The following is a 25,496-nucleotide window of genomic DNA, read 5'->3' as shown; positions in this document are numbered from 1 at the left end:
AGTAGGATTAGCCTACAATGCCTAGAATGTTATCTTCACGCATGATCAGGTACTCTTGACCTTCGATCTTTTCAGCTTTTTCAACATAAGAGCCGAACAGCACAGTGTCACCGGCTTTAACTTCTAATGCTCTTACTTCACCGTTGTCTAAAACACGGCCATTACCAACAGCGATAACTTCTCCGCGAGTTGATTTTTCAGCTGCAGAGCCAGTTAATACAATACCGCCAGCAGACTTAGTTTCTTCTTCTAGACGCTTAACGATGACGCGATCATGTAAAGGACGAATGTTCATTTATTTAGTTCTCCTAACAGTTTCTGAACAGTACAGAAAAAATCTTGTGTTATTGCAGGGGAGTGCTAAGCCACCCGTTGCGTTTCATTGCATTCATTAATGGGGGTGGCTTAAAAAAATCCAAGTAAAAAAATTAAAAAATTTTAATCTTTTCGCTCAAATTCACCATCAATAGTTGTAGGTTGATGGTTTGGTTCTTCATGAGTGGTTGTTTTACTATGATATTGGAAGTGTGCAGAGCCTTGATTTGCCTGCGAACTCATGCGCACGGTCGCTTGACTAGCAAGGCCTGCAGCCAGTTTGTTGCGGATTGCTGGCGTAAGTAGTAAAAAGCCAAAAAAGTCAGTCATGATGCCTGGTGTCATTAATAAAACACCGGCGATAATCACACATAATCCAGTAAATAATTCTTTTGCAGGCATTTGCCCTTGTGCCATTTGTAATTGCACGTTTTGAATCGCGCCCATACCTTGCTGCTTCACTAATTTCGCACCGACAATCGCGGTCACAATTACAAGCGCTATGGTGGCAAAGCCGCCGATCACTTCACTCACTTGGATGAGTAACGCGATCTCCACAATCGGCACTAAAATAAATAACAAAAACAAAAATCTAAACATAACGCTCTCTAAAAAATGTCATTCTCTTTCGAGTCAGTGAAATATAAATTGGGGTGAGCAGGTCATTTTTCAAGACGGAACCTAGGATCACCTTGCTCGCTACACATTATAGTTACTATCGGCTACTATGGTGCGACTCACGTAATCAAATAAAGGTTCCTTATGACTACGCATTTTCGACTTATTTTTACGACTTGTGCAAATGAGGCTGAAGCCCGTCAGTTGGCACAACATCTAGTTAAAGAAAAGCTAGCTGCTTGTGTGAACATTTTGCCTACTATTGAATCTATTTACATGTGGGAAGGCGAGGTAACTCAAGCTATTGAGAGTAAGTTACTGATCAAAACTAAGTCAGAAAAAATGAATGAGGTGATCCAAACTATCAAGAAATTGCATAGTTATGAGGTGCCTGAAATTCAGGTCGTTGATGTGGCTACGGGCAATTTAGCCTATTTTAATTGGATGGATGAGGTACTTAATTAATGCGATCGTTCCTTTTATTACTTTGTGCATTGTGGCTTATGCCAGCAAGTGCAAGTAATAACAATTTACTTGGAAATCTACTACAACCTGCGGAGCAAACATTTCTCCCGGTTGATCAGGCGTTTGTTTTCGATTTTGACCAGCAAGGCAAAACCTTATTTATTGGCTGGGATATTGCGCCTGATTATTACCTTTACAAAAAGAAAGTCGAAATTATTGCCAAAGGCGCTGATATTGAAGTTCCTGATCTTGGCAAGGGCGTGATTATTGAAGATGAATTTTTTGGTAAGACTGAGGTATTCTTTGATTCGTTAAGTGTGGTTTCTAAGCTCAGCAACGTCACAGAAGGTGCAGTTGTTAAAGTGCGTTTTCAAGGCTGCGCCGAAGCAGGGTTATGTTATCCGCCAGAAGTTAGAACCATTCCTTTATCTGTGATTGCAGGTGAGCAAGTATCACAGACTGCAGATGCGGGGAACGCATTAGCGGCATTAACACAAGCAGCTGATACAAATGAAGCATCATCAGCGCCCTCTCAAGAAGCATCAAAACCAGCAGGTGAGCAGTCATATACCGATAAGCTGGCATCGCAAGGTTTACTAACTAACCTAGTAATCTTCTTTTTAGTGGGTATTGGTCTTGCCTTTACACCATGCGTATTCCCAATGTTTCCGATTTTGTCGAGCCTTATAGCGGGTCAGCAGAATTTGTCGACTAAAAAAGCGTTCTCGCTGTCGTTTGTGTATGTACAAGGTATGGCAGTTACTTACGCAGCACTGGGCTTAGTGGTTGCATCATTAGGTGGGCAAGTACAAGGGTATTTACAGCATCCAACGGTACTGATCAGCTTTAGTATCTTATTTGTATTGCTGGCAATGTCGATGTTTGGCTGGTACGAAATCAAATTACCTAGCGGCATGATGAATAAACTCACTCAGGTTAGTAACCAGCAAAAAGGCGGCAACTATGTTGGCGTATTTATGATGGGTGTACTGTCTGGTTTGATTGCCTCACCGTGTACAACAGCACCATTGTCTGCTGCTTTACTTTATGTGGCGCAAAGTGGTGACTATCTTGTCGGTGGTTTAACACTTTATGTGCTCAGTTTAGGCATGGGCTTACCGTTATTATTATTGGGGACTTCTGGCGGTAAATTACTACCAAAAGCAGGTGGTTGGATGGAGCAAGTGAAAACCCTATTTGGTTTCATCATGCTGGTCGTGCCGCTTATTCTGTTAGAGCGTATTGTTGATATTGAAATTATCTGGTTAATGGCGGGTTTATTGGCACTTGCTACAGCGCTTTATTTACACCATTGGCAAAGTGGTCAATCACAGGGCAAGCTAAAAACAGCATTGTGGTTTGCAGCAACCTTATTGGTTGTAACTGGGGCAAGTTTAACGAAAAATTATTTTTGGCCTAGTAAAGCGGTAGTTGCTGAAGCTGCTGTACAAACACATGGTTTTAGACAAGTTGCTAATCTAAGTGAATTAAAAGAAGAAATTGCACAGGCAAGTAGCGAAGGGCGCTTAGTAATGGTCGACTTATATGCCGACTGGTGCGTTGCCTGTAAAGAGTTTGAGCACTACACGTTTCCTGACGCTAAAGTGCAAGAGCAATTTGCTCACTTTGAATTAATTCAAATCGATTTAACTGAAAGCGATGCAAAGACCATAGAGCTAATGGAAGAATACACGGTATTTGGGTTGCCGAGCATTTTGTTCTTTGATAGCCAAGGTAATGAGCTTTTAGAGCAGCGTGTAACAGGCTTTTTAAATGCCAAAGACTTTGCAGAACATTTAGCAAAAGTACGAAATACCGCTAAATAAACGCAAACGTGCAAGAAAATAGCAAAACGCCACTCATCTGAGTGGCGTTTTTGTATCTGCATCATGAAAAATAGCAAATTCATTCAGTGAAGCTCAATTTATCAGCAGGAAAACAGCTGGAATGACCCTGTTGTGTGCCTTGCTATGCTTGACTTTGCCACGAATGGGGAGTGATTAGACCAGTATTTTGCTGCTATTTACGTCGAAATATCTATAATAGGTGGTTAACGTGAGAAATAGTTGCTATTTTACATCAGCACGCTTAGGTTAAGCGTGGGTTTATGATGAATATGGTTAAACTGCTTACTTATAGGATATATCGCGTATTATGGCTGCAAAATTCAAACTTTTAGTTCTAAATGGGCCAAATTTAAACATGCTTGGCAAGCGTGAACCAGAAAAGTACGGTACTCAATCTCTTGATGAGATTATAGCTGAACTTAGCCTGGTTGCTGCCGGTCTCAATGTTGATTTAACGCATTTCCAAAGTAACAGTGAAGCTGCATTAATAGAACGCATTCACGATGCATGGCAAATGGTTGATGCAATAATTATCAATCCTGCTGCATTTACGCATACAAGCGTAGCCTTACGGGATGCATTACTCAGTGTAAACATTCCCTTTTACGAGGTGCATTTAAGTAATGTGCATGCTCGAGAAGCATTCCGTCATCATTCGTATTTTTCGGATGTGGCACAAGGCGTCATTATTGGATTAGGAGCAATGGGTTATAAGGTGGCACTTGAAGCTGCTGTTAGCCGGTTGCAAAACACACATTAATTTTTTAAATAACTAACAGGCGGGTCGTTCAATGGATATTCGCAAGATCAAAAAACTTATCGAACTAGTAGAAGAATCTGGTATTGCTGAATTAGAAATCACTGAAGGTGAAGAGTCAGTACGCATCAATCGTAACAACATGTCTGCAGCACCTGCAATGCAGTATGCACCACAGCAGTTTGCTGCACCTGCACCAGCAGCGGCTCCAGCTCCAGTAGCAGAAGCACCAGCAGCAGAAGCGGCTGCTCCAGCTGCACCGACTGGCCATCAAGTTAAATCTCCTATGGTTGGTTCATTCTACTCAGCGGCTTCTCCAGAAGCAGCACCATACGTAGAAGTAGGTTCTAAAGTAAATGTTGGCGATACGTTATGTATCGTTGAAGCAATGAAGATGATGAACCAAATCGAATCTGATAAAGCAGGCACAGTAAAAGCTATCTTAGTTGAAAATGGCGAGCCAGTAGAATTCGATCAACCTTTATTCATCATTGAATAATAGCGCAACAAAAGGCCAACTCTATGTTAGATAAAGTAGTCATTGCAAACCGAGGTGAAATTGCACTTCGCGTACTGCGCGCCTGCAAAGAGCTTGGGATCAAAACTGTTGCTGTGCATTCAACGGCAGACCGTGATCTTAAGCACGTGTTACTGGCAGACGAAACAATTTGTATTGGTAAACCAGCAGCCACTGAAAGTTACTTAGATATTCCGCGCATTATTGCAGCGGCAGAAGTAACAGACGCAGTTGCTATCCACCCAGGTTATGGTTTCCTTTCTGAAAATGCAGACTTTGCTGATCAAGTTGAGCAAAGCGGCTTTGTATTTATCGGTCCTAAAGGCGACACGATTCGTTTAATGGGTGATAAAGTTTCTGCAATCGAAGCGATGCGTAAAGCCGGTGTACCTTGTGTACCAGGTTCTGATGGCCCATTAACGGCAGACAGTGAGCGCAACATTCAAATCGCTAAGCGCATTGGTTACCCTGTAATCATTAAAGCAGCAGGCGGCGGCGGTGGTCGTGGTATGCGTGTTGTTCGCAGCGAAAAAGAACTGATTGATTCAATCGCTCTTACTCAGCAAGAAGCTAAGCAGTTCTTCGGTAATGGCATGGTTTACATGGAAAAATTCCTTGAAAACCCACGTCACATCGAAGTTCAAGTACTGGCAGACGGTCAAGGCAATGCCGTTCACTTAGGTGAGCGTGATTGTTCAATGCAACGTCGTCACCAAAAAGTTGTTGAAGAAGCGCCAGCGCCAGGTATCACAGCTGAAATGCGTAAGTTCATCGGTGACCGTTGTACTCGTGCATGTATCGAAATCGGTTATCGCGGTGCAGGTACGTTCGAATTCTTATACGAAAACGGCGAGTTCTATTTCATCGAAATGAATACCCGTATTCAGGTTGAGCACCCAGTAACAGAAATGGTCACTGGCGTTGACTTAATCAAAGAACAGCTAAAAATTGCAGCGGGTCAACCATTATCATTCACACAAGAAGATGTGGTTATTCGTGGTCATGCAATTGAGTGCCGTATTAATGCGGAAGACCCAGACACCTTTATTCCATCACCAGGTAAAATCACGCGATTCCACCCTGCAGGCGGATTAGGTATTCGTTGGGACAGCCACATCTACGCAGATTACACAGTACCACCTCATTACGATTCAATGATTGGTAAGCTGATCTGTTACGGTGAAAACCGTGATGTAGCTATTGCTCGTTCACGCAATGCGTTAAACGAATTAGTGATCGATGGCATCAAGACCAACACACCACTGCACAAGAAAATCTTGGCAGATGAGAACTTCCAAAACGGTGGTACAAACATCCACTACCTTGAGAAGAAACTAGGTCTGTAAACAAAATTCTGTTTAAGCTAAAAAGCCGGCAACTTTGCCGGCTTTTTTTTGTCAAATTAGTCATAAGAGTGATTCTCGCCTTACAAAATTATTCTGGTATGATTAACAAAGTAATGTGTTTTTAGTTTTTCATGAGGTAATAATGACCGACAGTGTTGGTTTTCCACTCGCTGATGAAGCAGCAACGGTTAATATGGGTAAGCAACTTGCAACCTTGATGGAGCAAGGGGCAGTCATCTATTTACATGGTGATTTAGGTGCCGGTAAAACGACATTAACCCGTGGTATCGTGCAAGGTTTCGGTCATCAAGGTAAGGTTAAGAGTCCAACTTATACACTGGTTGAGCCTTACCAATTAGCTAAAGCTTATGTCTATCACTTTGATTTATATCGCTTAGGTGACCCTGAAGAACTTGAATATATGGGAATTCGTGACTATTTTTCACCACAGGCTATTTGTGTTGTGGAATGGCCTGAAAAAGGCGGCGAATTTATTCCAACACCAGATCTTGATATCACCCTACGCTATGAAGGCGAGGCGCGTGCTATTACAATTAATAGCTTAACCGAGCGTGGTAAGACTATCGTTCAGCAACTTACGAGCGCGCAAGAATAAACATATAAAAATAAAGGTGTATTAGTAAAAATGGGTCGTTGTACGTTTAAACTATTAACTACTTTGATGTTATTGGTTGTTAGCCAGATTGCGCTTGCACAAAATACCATCAATAGCGTACGAGTGTGGCCCTCACCTGACAGCACTCGAGTGGTCTTTGATTTAAACGATAAGCCTGATTTCAGCTATTTCATGCTGAAAAATCCAGCTCGTTTAGTCATTGATTTAAAAAATACCGACAAACTAGATAGCTTGCCTGCTATTCCTCAAAAGCATCAGATTGTTTCCAAACTGCGTTACTCAAAACCAAAAGACAGCAAAAGTGTGCGTTTTGTCTTTGAGCTAGCCCGTGCCAGTAAACCTGTTGTATTTGCTTTACTACCAACTGATCCCTACAAGCATCGTTTAGTGGTTGACCTTGTTGATAAAACACCGAAGGCTGAGCCCGTTGTTTCGACCAATACCAGTGTGAAAAAACGCGAACTTAATCAAGAACGCGATATTGTTATTGCCATTGATGCAGGTCATGGTGGTGAAGACCCAGGTTCAATTGGCCCGTCAGGCACTTATGAAAAAGATATTACGCTACAAATAGCGAAGCGCTTAGAGCGAATGATAGATGCTGAAAAAGGCATGATTTCGCGTATGGTGCGCCGCAGTGATTACTTTGTAAATCTAAACACCCGTACTAGCATAGCTCGTAAGAAAAAAGCTGATTTCTTTGTGTCGATTCATGCGGATGCCTTTACTAGCCCGCAGCCAAACGGTGCCTCAGTGTGGGTGCTATCACTGCGCCGTGCAAATTCAGAAATTGGTAAATGGATTGAGGATAAAGAAAAACACTCAGAGCTTTTAGGTGGTGCAGCTGGGGTATTAAAAGATACTGCAAGCGAAAAATATTTAGCACAAGCACTGCTAGATATGTCGATGGATCACTCGATGAAAACAGGTTTTAGTGTCGCAGAAGAAGTGGTTAGCGAATTACGGAAAGTGGCTAAAATGCATAAGAAACGCCCACAAGCGGCGAGCCTTGCAGTATTAAAGTCACCAGATATTCCCTCTATTTTGGTCGAAACTGGGTTTATCTCGAATCCACGCGAAGAGCGAATGCTAAAAACGGCGCAGCATCAGGAGCGCTTAGCTAAAGCAATTTTCACCTCGATTAAAAATTACTATATGCAAAACCCGCCAGATGACTCGCTTTTCGCTAAGTTAAAGTCGCAGTTTCCGACTAAACACAAAGTTCGCCCTGGTGAGTCGTTAAGTATTTTAGCAAGCAGATATAACACCTCTGTGAGTAAGCTAAAAACGGCCAACAACTTAAAATCAAATACCTTATTTATTGGTCAAGAGCTTGATATTCCTCAAAGCTAGTCAATTTTCGTGTTAGGAACACTATGAGTATAGAAATACTACCCGCGCGATTGGCTAACCAAATTGCTGCGGGAGAAGTGGTTGAACGCCCAGCATCCGTTGTTAAAGAGCTGGTAGAAAATAGTTTAGATGCTGGCGCAACGCGCATTCAAATAGATATTGAGCGTGGTGGTCATAAGCTTATTCGCATTCGCGATAATGGCTCTGGCATTAATAAAGATGAGCTAACATTAGCCTTGTCGCGCCATGCTACGAGTAAGCTTAAGTCACTCGATGACCTAGAGAACATCTGTTCACTTGGCTTTCGTGGTGAAGCGTTAGCATCAATTAGCTCAGTGTCGCGGTTAACCTTAAGCTCAAAGCCAAAGCAGCAAGAGGCTGCATGGCAAGCGTTTGCTGAAGGCCGCGATATGGCGGTGCAGATTAAGCCAACGGCACACCCTGATGGTACCACCATTGAGGTGAAAGACTTATTTTTTAACACCCCTGCGCGCCGTAAATTTCTTCGCACCGAGAAAACCGAGTTTTCACATATTGATGAGCTCATAAAGCGTATTGCGCTGAGTCGTTTTGATGTCTCTATCACCCTGACTCATAATGGCAAGGTCGTGCGTCAATACCGTGCTAAACCAAACCCTGAGCAAGCGATAAGCCGTGTTGCACAAGTGGCGGGTAAAGCATTTAGTGAACAGGGGCTGCATATTCAGTCAGGTGAAGCAGGTTTGATGTTGCGAGGTTGGGTATTGCCCGTGGGCTCAACGAATAGCACGCAATATACCTATGTGAATAATCGCATGATGCGCGATAAACTCATTTTGCATGCAATCCGCCAAGCCTTTGAAGAAGTCGCAGGTTCAGAAGAGCTACCCGGTTTTGTCATTTATATTGATATTGACCCACGTCAGGTCGATGTAAACGTGCACCCAGCAAAACATGAAGTGCGTTTTCATCAAGGCCGTTTAGTGCATGACTTTATCCTGCAGGCAATAAAACAAGTGGTGGTGCCGCTTCAGCACGAAGCTGGTTTTACAGAGCATAATGACACTGCTTTTCAGCATGCTCCGTTTGATGAGGCGCACTCAAGCAGCACACAGCCAAGTTTTACTCAATCAGCGCCAACAGAGCAGTATGATTACCCTAAATCTGAATTACAGCCGACACGTTCAGTGAGTTATTCTGGGGCAACTGGAGCAGGGCGCTCTGGCGGTGGTTTTAGTAGTGACAGCCAGGGCCGCAGTAAAACATCTCACCAAGATGTCAATGCATTTTATCAAGGGATCAGCGAGCAACATGCTGCGCATTTTGACCAAGTAAGCCCTGAACCAAGTGTTACAGCACCGGTTGTAGAGCAAGCAAAACTTGCCAAGCTTATTCATGTACGAGAAGGCGAGTGCGTATTTAGTGAAGACAACCAACTCTTTGCTGCGCACTTTAAGCATGCAATAGCACTCGACTGGCAAGCGCACGTAGAGCAAGCAGGTAGCCTTGATGGCAAAGCCTTGTTGTTACCTGTGCGAGTAAATGCAAGTGCTGATGATATTAGCGCGTTAAATGCTCAGCAGTCGTGGTTTACCTTACTTGGTTTTGATTTAGTAATAGAAAAACAGTTTGTGATGGTTAAAAAGCTTCCGCCTTGCGTGTATTTACTTGATGTAAGTGATGCTATTGAGCGGCTTATTGCTGGCTGCAAAGCCTCACCAAGTTCACTCGATGAATGGTTAGCTTGGTTAACTCAACAAATACCAACACGTTATTACGCAAGCCAAGCCTTTATGGAGCAAGTGGCTCGGTTAGAAAATAATCCACAAACTATGCAACTTTTACGTCAAAAAGCAGTTAAAATAGAACTATCTCAGTTTTTAAACTAAGCAAGGTATTTAGGCTTGAATAACTTACCCGTCATTTTTTTAATGGGACCAACCGCTGCAGGGAAAACAGATTTAGCAATTTCGCTGTGTGAGCATTTAAACACAGAAATAATCAGTGTTGATTCAGCATTAGTCTATAAAGATATGGACATCGGCACGGCAAAGCCAAATGCCGAAGAGCTTGCTCGTGCGCCGCATCACTTAATTGATATTATTGACCCAGCAGATAGTTATTCAGTGGCAGATTTTCGCCGTGATGCAATTGAAAAGATTGATCTATTTCATCAGCAAGGTAAAGTACCTGTATTGGTTGGCGGTACAATGATGTATTTTAAGTCGCTTATTGATGGCTTATCACCGCTACCAGAGGCATCACCTGAAGTACGTGCTGAACTCGAAAAAGAAGCAGCGCGGTTTGGTTGGCCACATTTGCATAAAGAACTTGTGAAAATCGATCCTGATGCAGCGAAAAAAATGAGCGAAAATGATTCGCAAAGAATTAATCGTGCATTAGAAGTGTATCGTATAACAGGTAAAACAATGACTGAGCTGCAAAAACAAAAGCAGCCTGAGCTTCCTTATACTTTCTATCAATTTGCCATTGCACCTGATGATCGCAGTGAATTACATCAGCGAATTGAGAAAAGGTTTAAAATAATGCTCGATCAGGGGTTTGAAAATGAAGTTTCATCCCTATATAAACGTAAGGATTTACACCCAGACCTACCTTCGATTCGTTGTGTGGGTTATAGACAAATGTGGGATTACATTGCTGGCGAAATTGACTATGATGAAATGGTCTTTCGTGGTATTGCAGCCACACGGCAGTTAGCCAAGCGACAACTGACTTGGTTAAGAGGTTGGCCTGAAGTAATTTGGTTGACTACGGGTGATGAAGAAAACTTGCAACGTGTAGTAAGTTCGCTAAGCTAGTAGTAGCTGGAAGTTTTTTAGCTTTGTTAAATTAGTTCAGCTACTTAATTATAATAACACCTAGAACGAAGGAAAATAACATGGCAAAAGGCCAGTCGTTACAAGACCCATTTTTAAATGCGTTACGTCGTGAGCGCATTCCAGTATCAATCTTTTTGGTTAATGGCATTAAATTGCAGGGTAAAATCCAGTCATTTGACCAATTTGTTATTTTACTTGAAAACACCGTAAATCAAATGGTGTATAAACACGCTATTTCAACTGTTGTTCCAGCGCGTTCTGTTAACTTCCAAGGCGTTCAAGGAAGTGATGATTCAGAAGAGCAAGAATCTGGAAATTTTTAAACTTAGGAGCGTAATGCTTGTTTGACCGTTATGAAGCCGGCGAACAGGCAGTTTTAGTTCATATCGACTTACCTAAAGAAGGAGATCGCGAAGATCTTCACGAATTAGAGTTGTTGGTATCTTCTGCTGGTGTTAGTAGTTTGGCGATTGTGCAAGGCAGTCGTCAAGCACCGCATCCGAAACTTTTCGTCGGGACCGGAAAAGCAGAAGAAATCGCTGAAACTGTCAAAATCCACAATGCAGATGTCATTATTTTCAACCATCAACTTAGCCCGTCACAGGAACGCAATTTAGAGCGCGTTTGCCAGTGCCGCGTTCTTGATCGTACGAGTTTGATCTTAGATATTTTTGCGCAGCGAGCGCGAACTCACGAAGGTAAACTTCAGGTTGAGTTAGCTCAGTTACGCCATATTTCTACTCGCTTGATCCGTGGTTGGACCCACCTTGAAAGACAAAAAGGCGGGATAGGGTTACGTGGTCCGGGTGAAACCCAGCTCGAAACCGATAGACGATTACTGCGCGCAAGAATTAAAAATATTCGTGCCCGTTTAGATAAAGTTGCTGTTCAACGTGAGCAGGGGCGACGTGCGCGTACGCGAAATGAAATTCCAACTGTGTCACTAGTAGGTTATACCAATGCGGGTAAATCAACGTTATTTAACCGTATTACTGACTCAGATGTGTATGCTGCTGATCAGCTATTCGCAACCCTAGATCCAACCTTACGTAAGTTAGATATAGGCGATATAGGTCCAATTATTTTAGCGGATACGGTAGGTTTCATTCGTCACTTACCTCATGACCTTGTTGCAGCATTTAAAGCGACCTTAACAGAAACCCGTGAAGCTGATTTACAGTTGCATGTTATCGATGTGGCAGACCCTCGTCGAAAAGAAAATATTGAGCAAGTACAGTCTGTTTTAAAAGAAATCGAAGCAGATGAAGTGCCGCAATTATTGGTTTATAACAAAATTGATGCGCTAGATGACGTTGCGCCACGTATAGATAGAAACGACGAAGGTCAACCGGTACGAGTCTGGTTGTCGGCGCGCACTGGCGTTGGCTGTGAACTGCTAAGTGAGGCAATTAATGAGTTACTTGCCAAGAAGATGTTTGCTGATGAGCTAAAATTACCACCACAACATGGTCGTATTCGTGCAGCATTATTCAACTTAAACGCAGTTCATCAAGAACGTTTTGATGAGCAAGGAAACTGGTTGTTATCGGTACGCTTGCCAATGGCAGAATGGAATCGCTTGAAAAAAGAGATGGGACAAGACCTCGACTCTTTTGTAGTGACTGATTAAAAATCGCCAGCATTTGTCTTTTTTAGTATGAGAAATGCTGTAGATTTGATAGATTTAACCTAATTCATTTAGATAACAATGGAGTATAGCTATGGCCTGGAATGAACCGGGTAATAATGGCAATGATAAAGATCCGTGGAATAATAAAGGCGGAAAAGATCAAGGCCCACCTGATTTAGACGAGGTAATGCGTAAATTCGGCAACAAGTTTGGCGGTTTATTTGGTGGTAATAAGCCAGGTAAAAACGGCGGCGGACTTGGTGGCGCAGGCATTTCTTTCATCCTTATTATTGCCGTCATTGTATGGGCATTAAGTGGTATTTACACGGTAAAAGAAGCCGAGCGCGGTATTGTTTTACAATTTGGACAATACAATCGCATTGCAGAACCTGGCTTACGTTGGAAAATGACCTTCATTGAACGCGTGATCCCTGTAGATATTGAAGCGGTTCGCTCGTTATCTGCAAAAGGTTTCATGCTGACAGAAGACGAGAACGTGGTAAATGTAGAGTTTGAAGTACAATACCGTGTTATCGATCCACACCTATACAAGTTTAGCGTAACCGACGCAGATGGCAGCTTGAAACAAGCGCTTGATAGTGCTCTTCGTTATGTGATTGGTCATGTAAAAATGGACCAAGTGCTAACAACTGGTCGTGAGTTAGTGCGCCAACAAACGTGGGATGAACTAAACAAAATCATTGAGCCTTACAACTTAGGTATTATCGTAAGCGATGTGAACTTTAAAGATTCACGTCCGCCGGGTGAAGTAAAAGACGCGTTTGATGATGCTATTGCTGCACAAGAAGATGAAGAACGCTTTATTCGTGAAGCTGAGGCTTACGCTCGTGAAATTGAGCCTCGTGCCCGTGGTCAAGTTACGCGAATGACACAAGAAGCAGAAGCGTACCGTGAGCGTATTACTCTAGAAGCGCAAGGTGAAGTAGCACGTTTTGAAAAACTGTTACCTGAGTACCAAGCTGCGAAAGAAGTAACCCGTAAGCGCTTATATATCGATGCGATGGAAGAAGTGCTAGGTAACAGCTCTAAAGTGTTAGTTGATGTAGAGGGCGGTAATAATATGATGTATCTACCGCTTGATAAAATCATGGAAAAGCAAGGTACAGCAACGCGTGTTGCGCTACCAAGCTCAAGTGATATTCAAGATCTTCGCAATAAGTTAAACCCATCACGTAACAGCACGGTTAATTCAAGTAATGATCGTTTCGCAACTGACCGTTTTAATGAGGGGAGATAAGTAAGATGAAAAATTTTAGTTTAGTAATACTTGCCCTTGCAGTTGTGCTGTCTTTTTCTGCGATTTTTGTTGTACAAGAAGGCGAAAAAGCAATTGTCTTATTATTCAGCAAAGTTGAAAAAGACAGTGACGATAACGCTGTAGTATATGGCCCAGGTTTACACTTAAAAGTACCTTTCTTTAGCCAAGTACGTCGCTTAGATGCACGAATTCAAACGCTAGATGGTGAAGCTGACCGCTTTGTTACTAGTGAGAAAAAAGACTTAATCGTTGATTCTTATGTGAAGTGGCGCATTAATGACTTTAGTGCATTTTACCTACGTGCCCGTGGTGATAAGCAATATGCTGAAACACTGCTTAAGCAAAAGGTGAACAATGGACTTCGTACTAATTTCGGTTCTCGTACAATCAAAGAGATTGTCTCTGGCGAGCGTAGTGAATTGATGGAAGAAGCGTTAGTTCAAGCGTCTGAAAGTGCGCAAGAGCTAGGTATTGAAGTACTTGACGTACGTGTTAAGCAAATTAACTTACCACAAGAAGTGAGTAGCTCAATCTTCCAGCGTATGCGTGCTGAGCGTACTGCAGTAGCTAAAGAGCACCGTTCAGAAGGTCAAGAAAAAGCTGAGACAATTCGCGCAGAAGTAGACCGCCGTGTAACCGTAATGCTGGCAGATGCTGAACGTAATGCTCGTACAGTACGTGGTCAAGGTGATGCTGATGCTGCTGCTATCTATGCTAATGCATATAACAAAGACGCTGAATTCTTTGGTTTTATGCGCAGCCTAGAAGCATACAAAAATACCTTTAAAGATAAACAAGACGTGATGGTAATTTCACCTGATAGCGACTTCTTTAATTATATGAAAGGTACAAAAGTACAGTAAGTAATACTCGTATGATCAAAAGCCCCGCAATTTGTGGGGCTTTTTTGTCTCTGTAAGTGATTAATTTTTATTCTTAACAATTTTATAAACCTCTGTTCTGCATGTAGTTGTTTAAGTAATTGAGAAGATAAAAATTCAGGCGCAGAAAAAATAAGCTAAACGGGGTGATCTTTCACCTCGTTTTCTGATAAAATCTCGTCCTAATTTTTTCTAAGTGAATTTGCAATGGGTAAAAACGTTGTTGTACTAGGCACCCAATGGGGTGACGAAGGTAAGGGTAAGGTAGTTGACCTCCTTACAGACAAAGCATCTTTAGTAGTTCGTTATCAAGGTGGTCATAACGCAGGCCATACTCTGGTAATCAACGGTGAAAAGACGGTTTTACACCTTATTCCATCGGGTGTATTACGTGACAATGTTAAGTGTGTGATCGGTAATGGTGTTGTTTTATCACCAGAAGCATTAATGAAAGAAATTGGCATGCTAGAAGAGCGTGGCGTACCAGTACGTGAGCGCTTATTAATCAGCGAAGCATGTCCATTAATTTTACCTTTCCACATTGCATTAGATTTAGCCCGTGAAAAAGCACGTGGCGATAAGCCAATTGGCACTACAGGTCGTGGTATCGGTCCAGCTTATGAAGATAAAGTAGCACGTCGTGGTTTACGTGTAGGTGACTTATTCAATCCTGAACAGTTTGCTAGCAAGCTTAAAGAAGTATTGGAATACCATAACTTCACTTTAGAGCATTACTACAAAGCTGAACCAGTTGACTTCCAAAAGACATTTGACGATGCAATGGCTATCGCAGATATCTTAAAAGCAATGGTTGTTGATGTTACTGAGCTTCTTGACCAAACGCGTTTAGCGGGCGACAACATCTTATTTGAAGGTGCGCAAGGTACATTACTTGATATCGACCACGGTACTTACCCGTACGTAACATCATCAAACACAACAGCTGGTGGTGTAGCGACTGGTGCTGGTTTTGGTCCATTACACCTTGATTACGTGTTAGGTATTATCAAAGCTTACACTACACGTGTAGGTTCTGGTCCATTCCCTACAGAGCTTTACGACGGTCTTGATAAGCAAGATCCAGTTGGTAAGCACCTAGGTGATAAAGGTCATGAGTTCGGTGCGACGACAGGTCGTTTACGCCGTACAGGTTGGTTAGACGCAGTGGCAATGCGCCGTGCAGTGCAAATCAACAGCATCTCAGGTTTCTGTTTAACTAAACTAGACGTTTTAGACGGTTTAGAAACATTAAAAATCTGTACTGGTTACCAGTTAGAAGATGGCACAGTAACGAACGTTACACCATTAGCAGCTGAAGGTTACGAGAAAGTAACACCAGTATACGAAGAGATGCCAGGCTGGTCAGAAAACACAGTAGGTGCTACGTCAGTTGATCAATTACCGCAAGCGGCACTTGATTACATCAAACGTATTGAAGAAATCACTGGTGTTCCCGTTGATATCATCTCTACTGGCCCAGACCGTGTAGAAACTATGGTATTACGCAGCCCATTTGCATAATTCTCATAGTGACTGAAAAAGCTGCTTCGGCAGCTTTTTTTGTGCCTAAAATTCACTTGGTATAATATTTGTATATTATTTGCTAAGACTGACTTTATTTAAGTGATTTTGATGCGTGTTTTATTGCCTTTAACATTACTCTTCTCAAGCCTGAGTATGGCTGAAGAGCCTATCACAGCTGTGCCTCTTTACACAGAGAGCGAGTTAATAGGCTTGATCAATAAAAATACACACCTTGCACGTGTCAAGGCAGATGATTGCCAGTTAGTGCAAGATATCGAAGCGCGAGCCAATAAAATGGCACTGCCATCGTATCAGTTCTTGTATGGCGATATGCTAGCTTATGCGGTGTGTGTAGACCGTAATGTAGAGTTAGGGGTTTATTACATGCGTCAAGCTGCCCAGCAAGGGCTTGGTGCGGCATTAGAGCAACTAGGTCGCTACTATGATGTAGGTCAGTTAGTGCAGCAAGATAAAGCAATGGCGGTGACCTATTTACGAGAAGCATCAGCTCAAGGTAACCTAAAGGCACAAATGCGTTTGGTTAATCTATTTAATCAAGGTTATGGCAGCCCGCGCGATTATGAAGACGCCTACCGTTGGTTATTTCATTCAATGGTTGCCGATAAAGCAACTCACAAGAAAGTCGAAAATTTACTCGCTAAGCTTGCCGAAAAAATGCCAGACAGCGTCGTTGCACGCGCCCGTTTACCTATGTAGGCAAATACAAATACATATAAAAAAGGCCAGCTAATGCTGGCCTTACTGTTATTTCTCTTCTTTATTTTCTTTCGGTTTGCCGTTGTTCGGGTCTTTTAGCACCGATAGTTTAGGCGGTTGAAGTGCCACAATACGTTCACCTACTTGTGGAGGTTTTTCCATATTTGTAGTGAACGGGCGAATTTTAATAGGCGTATCGTCATCATCGCTTTTTTCACCATTTAAAATAAATAATGGGATTGCTTCGCTATTAACTTCTTTATATTGATCCCAACTAAACTCTTCAGAAATACGCGTCGCACTAACTTTGCCGCCTTTGGCAATTAAGCTGCTTAAACGGGCATAAGCGCCATTGTCGCCAAACAGAATTTGTCGTGACAAGAAGGTCGCACTGTCTTTATTCGCTTTTGCATGGTTAGTCGAAGAGCGCAAAGAAAATACATTCTTTTCGTCGAACAAATGCGAGAAGTATTGTACGCCTAATGCATTGTGATGGCGGTTCGGTGAAAGCGCGAGTACGCTACGAATTGTTGTTAATGGTAAATACCGCTCCGCATGCTCTGACTGCGGATTACCATAGTAACAAGGTAAGCCATCCATGCGTGCCATTTTACAGTTTTCCCATGCAGGATCAGATAAGTGCACCGGAATATTTTGATCTTTTAAGCCGCAAGCAATAGCACGGGCTACATGGTTTGCGCCAATAATTAAAATAGTATTTGGCGCAGGCTGGCGTACTTTTAATAACTTTGCCAACGGTGTTGCTGTAAGGCTTTGCAGTACTACAGTAATAATAATTACAGTAAATATAAGTGGCACTATTTTTTCAGCATCGGCAATGCCAGCTTCGACCATACTTAGAGCAAATACAGAGCCCACCGCAGCAGCAACGATACCCCGTGGTGCAATCCACGACAGAACTAAGCGAGACTTAAGTGGTAAATCAGTTTTAAAGGTCGATATTGCAATACAGGCTGGGCGAGCCACAAAAAGCACGATGGCTAAGAAAATAAACACATCGCTATGTAACATCATTAAATCTGATAGCTGTAGTCGGGCTGCAAGTAAGATGAACAGTGATGAAATTAAGATCATCGAAAGGTCTTCTTTAAATTCAAGCACAGAGTCAATTTCGAGATCATCTTGGTTAGCAAGCCAAATACCAAACACGGTAACAGCGAGTAGGCCAGATTCATGGCTTAGGTGGTTCGAAACCGTAAAGCTAATCAGTACTAAGGCTAAAATGCCAAACTTGTGTAACTCAAATGGTAGCCATTCTCGGCGTATCAGCAATGTGGTAAGCCAACCTGCAACGACACCAATGGTTAAACCAACTCCCAGGGTTTTAAAGAGCGCGATAATGGTATGACTCAGTACTTCGCCTTGACCTACAAGCATGACAGCTTCAAATACTAGTACTGCGAATAATGCACCTATAGGGTCTATAACAATACCTTCCCAACGCAAGATGCGGTCAATATCTTGAGTAGGTCTCATAGAGTTTAACAGCGGCGCAATAACTGTAGGTCCAGTTACAACAAGCACCGCTCCAAGTACTGCAGCAACTCGCCAGTTCAGCTCTAAAATCCAATAAGCGCTGAAGCTGATTACTAAACAAGTCGTGAGCATTCCTATAGAGCAGAGGTTACGAACTACCTTACCAATCCCTTTTAACTCTCTGAAGTGTAAGGTTAGTGAACCCTCAAATAAGATCACCGCCACACTTAAAGAAACTACAGGGAAGAGTAAATCACCCAGTAGAGCGTCAGGTTCTAGTACGCCACTAAATGGCCCTAAAACTAAACCTGTTAGTAGTAAAAATAAAATAGCGGGTACGCGAAACGCCCATGCGACCCACTGTGCTAATACTGAGCACAATGCGATCCCTGCTATATAAATTGCTGACATAGAATAAATTATCCTTTTGTTACTACTGTTCAAAAAAGGTCGAATCACATTATTTATGATGTAATGCAATCCTCAATTAGACCTTTGAAATAAAATTGCCTGCTTATTAAAGCTTACTCATCACTATAGACACAAGCAAACTTGATGCTTCAAATACGATTTTAGTCGTTATTACTACTTTTTGGGGTTATATCTAAAACAAAAGTCAGGTTTGCAGAGAAAAAATCATTAGGGCTAACATATGGTGATCTAACTTATTGTTAAAAAATATTTATTTTTCCTATTTATGGCAAGTATAAAAGCTGTGATTACTTTTCGCCCTTGATCTTTACCCCTAATTTCCCGTATTATATTTCGTGTTCAAACAATTTGATATCTAAATGTTTATCGGTGTTGCTACAGTTTTCTAGAGCTTTACCTATAAATAATCAATTGTTTGTAACAATTTTAGTGTTTTATACACTTTGTTTTCTAATTAAATAGAAATGAGCTTCCCCGTGTTCAGTGTGTATTTATTACGTGTTGAATAGAATATAAGTTCATTATCTGGTCAATGTTTAGTTCCCATCGTGGCAGCTAAATCTCGGTCATACAATCTACACCCTATCTGTTGGTGTACCAGATTGTATAGGCTCTATGTATGTTGTTATTAATAAAAGCCTCACACAGCTTTTTACAGCGATACATAAACAACACTTATCTCTTTTTATCAACTTATGGTTTATAACCGTTTGGTCTACTGACTGAATAAAAGTTGTGCTATATCTAATCGCAGTACTTGCGTGGCGTAGTCGTGTGCATAGATAAGTTGTTTGGCAAAGTGATAATAGTCAGTGCGTTTAGTAAAGCTAAACGCGAGTCTTTTAATCAGTGGCAAATTGGCACTGAACAGATAGTAAAATGGAAAGTTGAACAGTTATGCAAAAGTTAAATTGGCGACGTATAGTACTAAAAGTAGGTAGCGCATTAATCGCACCCGAACAAGACGGGTGTCGCTCACGTTATTTACTGACCATTGCACAGTTCATCGTTCGCTGTCGAGCGCAAGGTATCGAAGTTATTTTAGTATCATCGGGTTCGGTAGCTGCTGGTTCGCATTTATTCCCTGAACAAGAAAAGCGTTCAGTGACGATGAAAAAAGCAATGGCTGCTGCCGGTCAGACAGAAATGATGGCGATGTGGGATCGTTTCTTTGATTTCCCATCAGCACAGATTTTATTAACTCATGGTGACTTACGTGACCGTGAGCGTTATACCAGTATTCGTGAAACAGTTTTCACCTTACTGGAGCATGGTGTATTACCTATCATTAATGAGAATGACACGGTAACAACTGATGATTTAAAAGTTGGCGACAATGATAACTTGTCGGCAATGGTAGCCGCAGCGGCGGACGCAGATGCATTGATGATTTTTTCGGATGTTGATGGTCTTTATGACAAAAATCCGAATTTACATGAAGATGCAGTGCTTTTACCAGAAATTGATAGCATCGATGAATCAATTTACGCCATGGCCGGTTGTGCAACCAGTGCCGTTGGTACAGGTGGTATGAAAACGAAAATCGAAGCGGCAGAAAAAGCCACTTCACATGGTATTACAACCTTTATTTTAAATGGTTTTAAAGAAGAGACATTTAACCGACTGCTTGCGGGTGACAACCCAGGTACTATCTTCAAACCATATGAGAAACCGATGCAAGAAGCAGTGCATTGGATGACTCACACAGCTAACGAGCAGGGTGAGGTTGTCGTTGAAGGTTCATTCGATGAATCATTAAAAGATGAAGACGGTTGTATTCGTAGCGATGAAATCGTTGCAGTACACGGAGAATTTGGCGTAGGCGATACCATTTTAGTTCGTAGTGATGATGGTACGCGTCTAGCAAAAGCAACAGCGAACTACAGTAGCTGTTTATTGAATTTTATTGCTGACAACGAGCAAAGTGAATTTAGCGAAAAAATGCAAGATTCAATCGGCCCAGTTGTTTCAGAGAAAGATATCGCATTATTGGAGAAGTCATGAGTTTAATTACGGATATTTCGAGTCAAGCTGCAAAAGCTGCAACCCAGTTAGCTTTACTTGATACTGCTACTAAGAATCAAGTGTTAACTGAGATGGCAGAGGCGTTACGCGAAAGCAAAGCGTTTATCATCAAAGAGAACGAAAGCGATTTAGCGGCAGCACGTGATAATAACCTTGCTGCGTCTATGATTGACCGTTTAACGCTAAACGATGAGCGTATTGAAGCAATGGCTGAAGGCATTGAAGTAATTGTTAGCCTTGATGATCCTGTAGGCCAATTACGTGAAATTTCAGAGCGTCCAAACGGTATTAAGATCAGCAAGATGCGCGTACCACTTGGTGTTGTGTGTATGATTTATGAAGCACGCCCGAATGTGACGGCTGATGCCGGTGCGTTATGCTTTAAATCGGGTAATGGTGTTATTTTACGTGGTGGTAAAGAAGCACTTCGCAGCTCGCAAGCAATCGCAAGTGTAATGCACAAAGTACTTGAAAAGCATGGTTTACCTGCTGCGTTGATTTCAGTGATCCCAGATCCAGACCGTGGTCTGCTCATGGAGCTGATGCAACAGCGTGACACTATTGATTTAATCATTCCGCGTGGTGGTGAAGGTTTAATTAATTTTGTAACAGAAAACAGTACTATTCCAGTGATCCAACACTTTAAAGGTGTATGTCACCTTTATGTAGATAAAGACGCTGATCTGAACGTAGCAATCAATTTACTATTAAATGGTAAAACCCAGCGTACAGGTGTGTGTAATGCCCTAGAAGGTTTAGTGGTTCATCAAGATATCGCTGATGAGTTTTTAAACCTATGTGCAGTTGTTCTTCGTCAAGAAGGCGTTAAAGTAAATGCAGATGCGAAAGCTGCCGAGTACTTTGATAATGCAACAGTACTTGCTGACGACGAGTTTGGTGAAGAGTACTTAGATTTAGAAATCGCAATTAAAGTTGTACCTGACTTTGCCGGTGCCATTGATCATATTGCTAAGTTTGGTTCAAACCACACTGAAGTGATTTGTACTAAAGACCAAGCTGCGGCGCAGTTATTCCAACGCAGTGTGGATGCATCTGTGGTAATGGTTAATGCATCATCGCGTTTTTCTGATGGTTCACAGTTAGGTTTAGGTGCCGAGATTGGCATTGCGACAACTAAGCTACATGCTTACGGTCCAATGGGTCTTGAGTCACTTACAACTGAAAAATACTTAGTGAATGGCGAAGGCCAAATTCGTGAGTAATCACTAAAAAGTAATTGCTTTAAAAAGCCGGGCTTTGCTCGGTTTTTTTGTGTCTAAAACAAATAAATAAAATGAATCGAAATATGAATATGAGTTTGTTTAGATATTTAATTTGGCAGATTGCCTAAAAAGAGGTAGGAAAGTGGTGGAGCTAAGCAGGATCGAACTGCTGACCTCCTGCGTGCAAGGCAGGCGCTCTCCCAGCTGAGCTATAGCCCCACATTCCTAAATACAGGATGCTTAAGTCTTGCGTCTCAAGCGGGGTGAACTTTAAATATTTTTGCATTTGTGGTCAAGTATTTTTTTTAAAATGTTCGAATTTTTACTCTGTAGTTTTATTTTTGGTAGACTAAAGCGCATTCACTGTTTAAGGCTTATCCAATAATGAAAAAAATAGCATGGCTTTTGGTTGTTTTACTTGCCGGTTGCGCAAGCCAAGAAGAAGCGCCTCCTTTTGAAATCAATAATAAACAGTTTTACGAAAAGAATGACGAGCAAGGCAATAAAATCTTTGCCTATGTGGTGTCAGTTAAAGCACAGGGCAGACGCCCGATTAATCTCGATAAGCCAATGACACGCCGGCAGTTTAAAGATTTTGCCGAGCAAGAAGTATTTGAAGAGTCGAGCAACTTAAAACTTATGCTAGAAGACCAAGCGGTTGAATTATTAAATGAAGAGCTTAAAGAGCGACAATACTGCGACGATAAACACGTTATTGACGAAGTATTATGGCGTGATTTAAGTGTGCAATTACGAGGACGTTGTTTGTAAATGTATGCAGATAAAAGCAAGTTAGCTGCTACGCTAGCTCAATTAGATATTAATTATGATGTGATTGAGCATCCACCATTACACGGCAGCTTAGATGCCGATAAGTTTATGCTCGATAGACCGGGCACTCGATTAAAAAACCTGTTTTTACGAGATAATGAAGGTAAGCGCCACTTTTTAGTGATCACTGCTCACGATAAGCAGCTCGACTTAAAAGCCATTGCTCAGCAGCAGGGGTTATCGCGCTTAGGGTTTGCATCTGATGAGCGATTAGCGCGTTATCTTAAAGTGCCACCGGGCTGTGTTTCTATGTTAGCACTGTTAAACGATAAGCAAAATAATGTCACTCTTTGGCTAGACCAAGAAATTTGGTTTAACGAACTTTTTCATTGTCACCCTTTTGAAAATACCGCCACTTGGCTGATGAAAAAAGAGGACTTAGAGCTATTTTTTGAAAGTACCGGGCATCAACCACGCATTGTATTTCTACCAGCCAAATAAACTAAGCTTAAACCTACTAAGCAGACTAAAAGTAGCACGGTCATAAAGGCAACTTGGCCGTGTTGCTGATATACCAGCCCTGGCAATAATGAACCTAATGCCCCACCGCTATAATAAAACGAGACATAACCGCCATTGGTGACACTTGCAGGTGCGCTGCTGATTTTATTTACCAATGGAGCGGCACTTGAGTGGATCACAAACATTGCACCGCAAAAGCCAGTAAAAGCAACCACAAATAATAGTAACTGTTGACTCATCAATAACACCATCGTCAGGCTATAGAATACAAAAACCCAGGTTAGTAAACGCCAAGGTGTTGATGACTTTCGTAACAGCCAAGGTGTGGCTATGGAAGCCAGCGCGCCCAGCAAGTAGCCGCTGTAAACCAGTCCGATGTCTCGGGTGTTAGTGATAGCAAAACTGTCTTGCAGAATGAAAGGTAAATAATTTAACAGTGCCGCAAAACAAAAGAACATACAAAACACTGCTCCGTAGAGCTTTAATACCAACGGATCTTTTAATTGCTTTAGATACAACAGCGGCGACTTGGCAGCATGAATACTCGCACCTTTGTTTGATTTAGGAATGGCGAGTGCAAATAGTACTAACCCAAGCGCAATTACATAATAAAAACTTTGCCAGCTTAAAAAGTCAGTAAACAAGGCGGCGAGCATACGTCCGAAGTAGCCACCAACAATGGTACTGCCAATGTAAAGTGTCATATTACGTTGTAATTGGTCGGCCTGAAAAGTCACACCAATATAACTGGTCATAGCGGTGAGCGCCGCAGGGAGAGTGATCCCTTGTATAAAACGAACCAGCAATAGCAACTCAAAGCTTGGTGCTAAAGTAAAAGCGATACAGCTGATTGCTAACACAAACATGGCAATCTTTAAAATTGTGAGTGGGTTTCGCTTAGCTAAAAACAAGCCATACACTAAAGGAGCAATGGCTAGTGGCAACATAGTTGCGGTCATTAAGCTACCAGCAGTGGCTGGCGATACAGAAAAATGACTGGCAAATAATCCAAGTAAGGGTTGTGGGGCGTATAAAACAAAGAAAATAAACACAGAGCAAAGTAACAAATGTCGCAGCTGCATTTTTAGCTCCCAAGAGGAAAAGCCCTAGCTTATCGGGTACAGGTTTTTTTACAAGTTCAAAGGCGACTAAAATGATAAATCTTGCGTTAAATCAATATGTCATGATTTCATCGCGTGTTAATCTCATATCAATATACTCGATTGCTGTGAATCAAGTGGGCTCAGTACTGTTATTTGTTGGCAGAGCTGATTAAAATAACCCTAATACGCATTAATAAATTGGAATTTCGTCATGGGTTCATTACAAGATCAATTACTTAAAGCTGGTCTTACTACGGCACATAAAGCTAAAGTAGCCAAAACAGAAAAGCGCAAACAGCAAAAGAAGAAAAAGAAAGGCGCCACGAGTAATCCTAGCGATCTGCAAAAACATATTGAACAAACTAAGCTTGAGCAGCAGAAAAAAGCCGACGAGCTTAATAAAGCGCGTTTAGAAGAGCAAAAGCAACGTGAGCAAGTAGCGCGCGTTAAACAGATTTTAGAGCATCACAACCAAGATGAAATCCGTGGTGATCGCACATTTAACTTCACTTATCAAAATAAAGTGAAAGAGCTCGAAGTAAATGAAAAAACACAAAAGGCCCTAGCTGGTGGCCGATTAGCAATTTGTGTTTTAGAAGGCCAATTTTTTGTACTGGAAGACGAACCAGCACGAAAAGTCGCTGAAGTCAGCGAAGACTACATAGTGTTCCATGTTGAGCCTGAAGATAAGCAAAAGGATGAAGATGATCCGTATGCTGATTTTGAAGTACCTGATGATTTAATTTGGTAGTGACTGTTTCTATTGCCGTTACAATTTTCGGGTGCAATATTGTTAAATCATGGTCTACACTAAAGAAAATGTTTAATAACCCGTCAAAAAAGAGAAAATAGATATGAGCAAGATCACGAAAATTTTATGTGGGGCTGGCATTGCAATGGCTGCAAGCCTATCTTTCAACACTATGGCTGCGGATGGTGCAACACTATACACAGCTAAGCTTTGCCAAACTTGCCACGGTGCAGAAGGTAAAGCGCCTATCATGCCTCAGTACCCTAAATTAAATGGTCAAAATAAAGAGTACTTACTAGCACAAATGAAAGACATTAAGTCAGGTGCGCGTAGCAACGGTATGGCTGCTGCGATGAAAGCAATGGTTGCAAACGTATCTGAAGAAGAAATGGCTGCAATTGCTGATTACTTATCACAAGTAAAATAAACACCATTTTAGCGTGAAAAGGCCACATCAATTGATG

General features: G+C 41.8%; 25 protein-coding genes and 1 tRNA gene. 21 read left to right on the top strand and 5 right to left on the bottom strand.

Annotation, left to right across the window (positions count from 1 at the left end):
* Positions 1 to 7 precede the first annotated feature (7 nt).
* Complete coding sequence (locus tag CWC02_RS09995) at positions 8 to 295, bottom strand: co-chaperone GroES (protein ID WP_036973362.1); 288 nt, start codon at positions 293 to 295, stop codon at positions 8 to 10.
* A gap of 143 nt (positions 296 to 438) precedes the next feature.
* Complete coding sequence (locus CWC02_RS09990; protein WP_054552425.1) at positions 439 to 915, bottom strand: FxsA family protein; 477 nt, start codon at positions 913 to 915, stop codon at positions 439 to 441.
* 162 nt (positions 916 to 1,077) lie between these two features.
* Here CWC02_RS09990 and cutA point away from each other — a divergent pair, with 162 nt between their 5' ends.
* The 15 genes from cutA (at position 1,078) to CWC02_RS09915 (ending at position 16,708) form a co-directional block, all read left to right on the top strand.
* A complete protein-coding gene (gene cutA / locus CWC02_RS09985; protein WP_054552426.1) occupies positions 1,078 to 1,398 on the top strand; it encodes a divalent-cation tolerance protein CutA in 321 nt (106 codons plus the stop codon).
* Positions 1,398 to 3,224 (top strand): protein-disulfide reductase DsbD, encoded by a 1,827-nt coding sequence (locus tag CWC02_RS09980; RefSeq protein ID WP_138600158.1) that lies wholly within the window; start codon positions 1,398 to 1,400, stop codon positions 3,222 to 3,224. The genes cutA and CWC02_RS09980 overlap by 1 nt, the downstream gene beginning before the upstream one ends.
* Positions 3,225 to 3,552: 328 nt before the next feature.
* On the top strand, positions 3,553 to 4,005 hold the full coding sequence (aroQ, locus tag CWC02_RS09975) for a type II 3-dehydroquinate dehydratase (protein ID WP_138600159.1): 453 nt from the start codon (positions 3,553 to 3,555) through the stop codon (positions 4,003 to 4,005).
* Between the two features lie 31 nt (positions 4,006 to 4,036).
* A complete protein-coding gene (gene accB / locus CWC02_RS09970) occupies positions 4,037 to 4,501 on the top strand; it encodes an acetyl-CoA carboxylase biotin carboxyl carrier protein (protein WP_054552429.1) in 465 nt (154 codons plus the stop codon).
* A 23-nt stretch (positions 4,502 to 4,524) separates the two neighbouring features.
* Positions 4,525 to 5,865: an acetyl-CoA carboxylase biotin carboxylase subunit gene (gene accC / locus CWC02_RS09965; protein WP_054552430.1), complete on the top strand. Its 1,341-nt coding sequence runs from the start codon at positions 4,525 to 4,527 to the stop codon at positions 5,863 to 5,865.
* Positions 5,866 to 6,007: 142 nt separating this feature from the next.
* Positions 6,008 to 6,481, top strand: coding sequence for a tRNA (adenosine(37)-N6)-threonylcarbamoyltransferase complex ATPase subunit type 1 TsaE (gene tsaE, locus CWC02_RS09960; protein WP_138617994.1), 474 nt, complete (start codon positions 6,008 to 6,010; stop codon positions 6,479 to 6,481).
* Between the two features lie 66 nt (positions 6,482 to 6,547).
* On the top strand, positions 6,548 to 7,855 hold the full coding sequence (locus CWC02_RS09955; RefSeq protein WP_249364094.1) for an N-acetylmuramoyl-L-alanine amidase: 1,308 nt from the start codon (positions 6,548 to 6,550) through the stop codon (positions 7,853 to 7,855).
* Positions 7,856 to 7,878: 23 nt separating this feature from the next.
* The gene (gene mutL, locus CWC02_RS09950; protein ID WP_138617990.1) at positions 7,879 to 9,723 is read left to right on the top strand and encodes a DNA mismatch repair endonuclease MutL; all 1,845 of its coding nucleotides are present in this window, start codon (positions 7,879 to 7,881) and stop codon (positions 9,721 to 9,723) included.
* Positions 9,724 to 9,738: 15 nt separating this feature from the next.
* Positions 9,739 to 10,656 carry a tRNA (adenosine(37)-N6)-dimethylallyltransferase MiaA gene (gene miaA, locus CWC02_RS09945; RefSeq protein ID WP_138617988.1) on the top strand — a complete coding sequence of 306 codons (918 nt, stop codon included), beginning with the start codon at positions 9,739 to 9,741 and terminating at the stop codon, positions 10,654 to 10,656.
* Between the two features lie 80 nt (positions 10,657 to 10,736).
* Positions 10,737 to 11,000 (top strand): RNA chaperone Hfq, encoded by a 264-nt coding sequence (gene hfq / locus CWC02_RS09940; RefSeq protein ID WP_054552435.1) that lies wholly within the window; start codon positions 10,737 to 10,739, stop codon positions 10,998 to 11,000.
* Positions 11,001 to 11,017: 17 nt separating this feature from the next.
* The gene (gene hflX / locus CWC02_RS09935) at positions 11,018 to 12,307 is read left to right on the top strand and encodes a ribosome rescue GTPase HflX (RefSeq protein WP_054552436.1); all 1,290 of its coding nucleotides are present in this window, start codon (positions 11,018 to 11,020) and stop codon (positions 12,305 to 12,307) included.
* A gap of 91 nt (positions 12,308 to 12,398) precedes the next feature.
* Entirely contained in the window at positions 12,399 to 13,565 is a 1,167-nt protein-coding gene (gene hflK / locus CWC02_RS09930; protein ID WP_054552437.1) for an FtsH protease activity modulator HflK, read from the top strand.
* Between the two features lie 5 nt (positions 13,566 to 13,570).
* Positions 13,571 to 14,449, top strand: a complete 879-nt coding sequence (gene hflC, locus CWC02_RS09925; RefSeq protein WP_054552438.1) for a protease modulator HflC — start codon at positions 13,571 to 13,573, stop codon at positions 14,447 to 14,449.
* 225 nt (positions 14,450 to 14,674) lie between these two features.
* Positions 14,675 to 15,988, top strand: a complete 1,314-nt coding sequence (locus tag CWC02_RS09920; protein ID WP_054552439.1) for an adenylosuccinate synthase — start codon at positions 14,675 to 14,677, stop codon at positions 15,986 to 15,988.
* A gap of 111 nt (positions 15,989 to 16,099) precedes the next feature.
* The gene (locus CWC02_RS09915; RefSeq protein WP_138600165.1) at positions 16,100 to 16,708 is read left to right on the top strand and encodes a tetratricopeptide repeat protein; all 609 of its coding nucleotides are present in this window, start codon (positions 16,100 to 16,102) and stop codon (positions 16,706 to 16,708) included.
* A gap of 48 nt (positions 16,709 to 16,756) precedes the next feature.
* Here CWC02_RS09915 and CWC02_RS09910 read toward each other — a convergent pair whose 3' ends face one another.
* On the bottom strand, positions 16,757 to 18,616 hold the full coding sequence (locus tag CWC02_RS09910; protein WP_138600166.1) for a cation:proton antiporter: 1,860 nt from the start codon (positions 18,614 to 18,616) through the stop codon (positions 16,757 to 16,759).
* 918 nt (positions 18,617 to 19,534) lie between these two features.
* On the opposite strand from CWC02_RS09910, the gene proB reads away from it, so the two are divergent.
* Together proB and CWC02_RS09900 are read left to right on the top strand one after the other, a co-directional pair.
* Positions 19,535 to 20,641 carry a glutamate 5-kinase gene (gene proB, locus CWC02_RS09905; RefSeq protein ID WP_138600167.1) on the top strand — a complete coding sequence of 369 codons (1,107 nt, stop codon included), beginning with the start codon at positions 19,535 to 19,537 and terminating at the stop codon, positions 20,639 to 20,641.
* Entirely contained in the window at positions 20,638 to 21,885 is a 1,248-nt protein-coding gene (locus CWC02_RS09900) for a glutamate-5-semialdehyde dehydrogenase (RefSeq protein ID WP_138617986.1), read from the top strand. Before proB ends, CWC02_RS09900 begins: the two co-directional genes overlap by 4 nt.
* 143 nt (positions 21,886 to 22,028) lie before the next feature.
* Here the strand turns inward: CWC02_RS09900 and CWC02_RS09895 are convergent.
* Positions 22,029 to 22,104, bottom strand: a tRNA-Ala gene (locus CWC02_RS09895).
* A 165-nt stretch (positions 22,105 to 22,269) separates the two neighbouring features.
* Here CWC02_RS09895 and CWC02_RS09890 point away from each other — a divergent pair.
* Positions 22,270 to 22,656 carry a putative periplasmic lipoprotein gene (locus CWC02_RS09890; RefSeq protein ID WP_054552444.1) on the top strand — a complete coding sequence of 129 codons (387 nt, stop codon included), beginning with the start codon at positions 22,270 to 22,272 and terminating at the stop codon, positions 22,654 to 22,656.
* Positions 22,657 to 23,157, top strand: a complete 501-nt coding sequence (locus tag CWC02_RS09885) for a prolyl-tRNA synthetase associated domain-containing protein (protein WP_058583962.1) — start codon at positions 22,657 to 22,659, stop codon at positions 23,155 to 23,157.
* On the opposite strand, the gene CWC02_RS09880 is transcribed toward CWC02_RS09885, so the two are convergent.
* Positions 23,124 to 24,260 carry an MFS transporter gene (locus CWC02_RS09880; RefSeq protein ID WP_138617984.1) on the bottom strand — a complete coding sequence of 379 codons (1,137 nt, stop codon included), beginning with the start codon at positions 24,258 to 24,260 and terminating at the stop codon, positions 23,124 to 23,126. The two genes, CWC02_RS09885 and CWC02_RS09880, sit on opposite strands and share 34 nt — an antisense overlap.
* Positions 24,261 to 24,492: 232 nt before the next feature.
* Between CWC02_RS09880 and CWC02_RS09875 the strand changes: the two genes are divergently transcribed.
* Together CWC02_RS09875 and CWC02_RS09870 are read left to right on the top strand one after the other, a co-directional pair.
* A complete protein-coding gene (locus tag CWC02_RS09875) occupies positions 24,493 to 25,032 on the top strand; it encodes a DUF2058 domain-containing protein (protein ID WP_063701878.1) in 540 nt (179 codons plus the stop codon).
* A gap of 103 nt (positions 25,033 to 25,135) precedes the next feature.
* Positions 25,136 to 25,459, top strand: coding sequence for a c-type cytochrome (locus tag CWC02_RS09870; RefSeq protein ID WP_054552448.1), 324 nt, complete (start codon positions 25,136 to 25,138; stop codon positions 25,457 to 25,459).
* The last annotated feature ends 37 nt before the right edge of the window (positions 25,460 to 25,496 follow it).

The organism is Pseudoalteromonas sp. S2721 (genome assembly GCF_005887425.1).
In the GTDB taxonomy this organism is placed as follows: domain Bacteria; phylum Pseudomonadota; class Gammaproteobacteria; order Enterobacterales; family Alteromonadaceae; genus Pseudoalteromonas; species Pseudoalteromonas simplex.
The sequence above is the reverse complement of the archived record's forward strand: the minus strand, read 5'-3'. Positions and strand labels throughout refer to the sequence as shown.